General features: G+C 44.6%; 3 protein-coding genes. 1 reads left to right on the top strand and 2 read right to left on the bottom strand.

Annotation, left to right across the window (positions count from 1 at the left end; translation table 11 throughout):
- A partial coding sequence (locus tag B5G33_RS20720) for an ASKHA domain-containing protein (protein WP_087418963.1) occupies nucleotides 1–1,787 on the top strand: 1,787 nt, incomplete at its 5' end.
- A 401-nt stretch (nucleotides 1,788–2,188) separates the two neighbouring features.
- Here the strand turns inward: B5G33_RS20720 and B5G33_RS20715 are convergent.
- Nucleotides 2,189–2,992, bottom strand: coding sequence for an ATP-binding protein (locus B5G33_RS20715; protein WP_070088855.1), 804 nt, complete (start codon nucleotides 2,990–2,992; stop codon nucleotides 2,189–2,191).
- Nucleotides 2,985–4,304 (bottom strand): IS21 family transposase, encoded by a 1,320-nt coding sequence (istA, locus tag B5G33_RS20710; RefSeq protein ID WP_087418962.1) that lies wholly within the window; start codon nucleotides 4,302–4,304, stop codon nucleotides 2,985–2,987. Before istA ends, B5G33_RS20715 begins: the two co-directional genes overlap by 8 nt.
- Nucleotides 4,305–4,440 lie beyond the last annotated feature (136 nt).

Genomic DNA, 4,440 nt, shown 5'->3' with positions numbered 1-4,440 from the left:
GGAGCATACCAAGTATAGCGGAAGAATACGAAAAGATACCGGAAAAAGGAAGAGCAGGGAAAGCAGAATTCGTGAATGATATCGATCATGAGGGAAGGCTGGTGCACGTATTAAGATACTGGGAAGAAGAGGAGGGAAGCGTAAGGGAATTCCAATGGCTGAGCAGTATGAAGATCACGAAAGGGAATGCAGAAAAGATGGCAGAAACAGGGAGAAGACGGTGGAAAATAGAGAATGAGGGATTTAACCGGCAGAAGAACTGGCAGGGGAGCATTACCCATACATGCAGCTGGGACGACCAGGCACAGAAGAACCATTATCTGATGGAACAGATATCAGATTTTATGAAACAGCTGTATGAGCATTATTATCTGAAGAAAAACGGGATTGAAAAGAAGCTGTGCCGGGTAAAAGTGCTGAAGGGAGAATTTGCTCCCACAGAGGAAGATAAAAAGATTTTTTCTGAAGAGGAGCTGGCAGAAGGCTATCGTCTGGCATGCAGACTGTATCCGGAACAGCCCTGTGAGATAGAACTTCCTGATGAAGAAGAGGAGTTTTTTGTGCTGGCAGAAGGGAAGGATAAGGGGATAGATGTTTCTGAAAATCTGGAATACGGAATCGCTGTAGATATAGGGACCACCACCATTGCCATGGAGCTGATAGAGCTGGAGACAGGAAAGATCGCAGATGTTTATACCTCTATCAATAAGCAGAGAAGCTATGGCGCAGACGTTATTAGCAGGATGAATGCTTCTAATCAGGGAAAAGGCAAAGAGCTCCAGAAGATCATCCGAAACAATCTGGAAGAAGGCATCCGTTATTTTACAAGAAATAAAGCAGTCCATATTAAACGGATGGTAATAGGCGCCAATACCACCATGGTCCATCTCTTTATGGGATATTCCTGTGAGAGCCTGGGAGTATATCCTTTTAAGCCTGTAAATATTAACACCATCTCCTCCACTGCTTCAGAGTTGTTTGGAAAAGAGGATCTTGATTTCCCAGTCCTTATCTGCCCGGGGATTTCGGTCTTTGTAGGAGGAGATATTACAGCCGGATTGTATAGTCTGGAGTTTGAAAAGCGTAATAAAATTTCAGTGCTGATCGATCTGGGAACTAATGGAGAAATGGCCATCGGAAACAGCGAAAAGATCATGGTGGCTTCTATGGCGGCAGGGCCGGTATTCGAAGGAGGAAATATCCTGTGCGGCCTGGGAAGCGTGCCGGGAGCTATCTGTAAAGTGGATATTCAGGACGGAAAAGTAAAGGCAGAAACCATTGGAAATGAGAAGGCAAAAGGTATATGCGGAACAGGTGTTGTGGATACTGTATATGAATTGCTGAAAGAAGAGATCATAGATGAAAACGGTCTTATGGAAGAGGAGTTCTTTGAGGATGGATTTTTTCTGGACCAGGAAGAAAATATCAGATTCTGCCAGAAAGATGAGAGAGAGATACAGCTGGCAAAATCAGCAGTCAGGTCAGGATTGGAAACACTGGTGCTGCGGTATGGAGTCGGCTATGAGGACATTGACAGAATCTATATAGCCGGAGGATTCGGGTGCCGGCTGGATATCCGCAAAGCTGTGGGAATCGGTATGTTCCCGGAAGAATGCGAGGGAAAGATTGTGGCAGTTGGGAACAGCTGTCTCTCAGGAGTTGTCAGATGCTTAATGGAGGAAAACGCTGTGGAGGTAATGGAAAAGCTGGTAAAAAATGCAGAAGAAATTCCGTTGTCTAATGACAAGAAGTTCCAGGAATTGTTTATGGAGTATATTTGCTTTTAGAGTTTAAGAGACAGAATAGTGCACTTTATCAGTGTAATAGAATTTTGTGAAAAAGGTTGTTTTCAGAAAAGAGTTCATTTCTTTTGGAGGTGTTGAAAACATGGTTCATAACACATATTCGAGATGAAAATACATGGCTTCACTGCGAAAATAGAACGAAGAATACAAAAGGTCCCCGGCATCCGAGCAATATCATATATTCTAATCGGATGATGCTGGGGACCTTTTATTATAAGGGAATTGCCAGCTGCGGTATAAAAGGTTAATAACAGTTAAAAGGAATGTTCCGCAAAACAGGCAGCACTGTTAGCGTCGGGCGATTTTCACCATTCAGAGTCGGATTAAAAACGCCAATCTCAGTCAATTTAAAATCGCCAATGCATCATGTATGTTATTAACAGTTACGCATTTTTATACTCCGTATGTTTTGCGATACCAGCCTCAAGACCAAGTGTTTCCAGCTTGCGTCCCCGGTAACTGTCACCTTTGATCATAAATACAGTGGCGTCATCAAAAACCCGGTCTAAAGAACAAAGCAGCGTATCATCTTCGCTGAAATATTCGCCCCACTGGTTTGGTGTTTTGTTGCTGGTAAAAATCATGGTGCTGGGACCATCTTTATTATAGCGGCGGTCAATCACATCAAAGAACATACGGGTGTTCTCTTTATCGAACACACACCTGCCAATCTCATCAATGATCAGGCAGGAAGGCTTTACCAGCCCGTTGATGACAGCCCCCTCCCGGCCGTGTTTCCTTGCATCCGTCAACTTTTGGTTGAGTTCGCTTGCCCTTAAGAAATAAGTCTTATATCCTTTCAGGCAGCATTCCCGCCCAAAAGCCATGGCCAGATGAGTTTTGCCTACACCCTGCGGACCAATAAATGCCAGATTTTTTCCTGCATACAGAGCGGACAGAGAAGAGAGGTTCTTCAGTGACTGCACATGCTTCCCATGGAGCCGGCTGAAATCAAATCTTTCAAAGGTTTTCGGCTCATTCATAGGAAGCTTGCTCAGTTTTAGCATCGTGTGGACCATGGAGTCGTATTTTTTCTGCTCCAGGTATTCAAAAACTCCGCAGACTGCCTCCAGAGCTTCCGGCGTAAGTTCTTTTTCATCGGCATAGCTGGCCAGTTCTGCTGTATAAAGATCGATCTTCAGTGCCTTTGCGCTGGACTGGATTCTTTCAAGTATTGATTCATTCATCCCACAGACCCTCCTCAAAGTTGAATTTTTCAAATCCGGAGTGCTGTTTGGGTGGCTCTATCTGAAAGATCCGGGTTTTGACTGGCATTGATGGAACTTCTTCCGGCTGTTCTGTCACGTACTGATCCCGGCAGAAACTGTCCCTTCTCATCCAAGTAACATCATGGGTGGTCAGGACTTTGCTGAGATCGGATGCGTAGATATAGAGGGTAAAGGAATCTCTCCGGATCCTGCAGGTCTTCTGGGTGTACCAGTATGGGACGCCGAAGCGCCGCCCTTCATAATGGACAAATCCATCGAAAGAAATTTTTCTTTCCGGACAGAGATAGAAAGCAAGTGCCTGTGTTTTTGTTAATATGGAAGCAACAGCCATGCAGTCTTCCTGATGCTTTTCATAGGGGATACAGTCCACTGCTTTATGGTATATGCTGTTCTGGCGGTTGCACCATCCGATGGCTTCCAGATTTAATTCGGTTATCGTGCCAAAAACTCTGCCGGCAAGGAAGTTATCTTTTACGAAGCGGATCAGGCGCTCCACCTTGCCTTTGGTGAAAGGATGCCTTGGTTTACAGAGCTTCGTCTGGAAACCGATCGTTTCCATGAACACTTTATAATCTTTCTGCCAGATAGGATGTCCCTCTGGATCACGCCGGATCACGACACTTTTCATGTTGTCTGTCAGTATATAGTGCGGGATTCCCATATAAGTAAAAGCATGAATCATCCCTATAAAAAGATTTTCCTGTCTGGCATTGGGGAAGAATTCGATGTATCTTTCCCCGCAATGATGGCAGATCATAGCAAAACATGCGACCTTATAGGAAGCATCGGTATTTGTATCTACCTGGACAAAGCCCCAGTCCATCTGATAGGATTCCCCAGGGGAAGTTTGATATCTGCGTCCCCGGTTTCCCTGAGGGGCAACGAGCTGACGCTTGGGCGGGACAAGATCCCGGTGATCAGCTATATAAGTTTTTACGGTTGTTAACCCACCGGTATATCCAGCTTCCTGCAGCCGCTCAAAGCATACAGAAGAATTCGTGACGCCTTTTCGGAGCAGTCCGTCAATAATGCCGCTATATCCGGTCAGAACCGTAGCTGTTGCTTTTTGTCCTGTCCTCCCATGTGGCGTAACAATAAAGTTATTTTCTTTTAAGTGCCTTAGCCTGGATCTGCTGAGCCCGGTTCGGCGTTCCAGTTCTGCAAGATTAATTTTGGCAAGGTTGAACTTTTCGCCTTGTTCCTGCTTTATTTCGTTGATTGCTTGTGTTATGATTTTTTGTAAGTCATTACATGTAGCATCTTCGTGCATAAATCCTCCTTTTCTGATGCATTGGCTTATCATCAGTATAAGAGGATGAAGACCTGTATGTAATGGCTTTTTTAATTTGACTAGGATTGGCTATTTTAGCCTGACACTAGATGGTTATTTTAACCCGACGCTAATA

It is taken from the genome of Blautia sp. An81, assembly GCF_002161285.1.
In the GTDB taxonomy this organism is placed as follows: domain Bacteria; phylum Bacillota; class Clostridia; order Lachnospirales; family Lachnospiraceae; genus Blautia; species Blautia ornithocaccae.
This window is presented reverse-complemented; position numbering and strand designations above follow the sequence as displayed.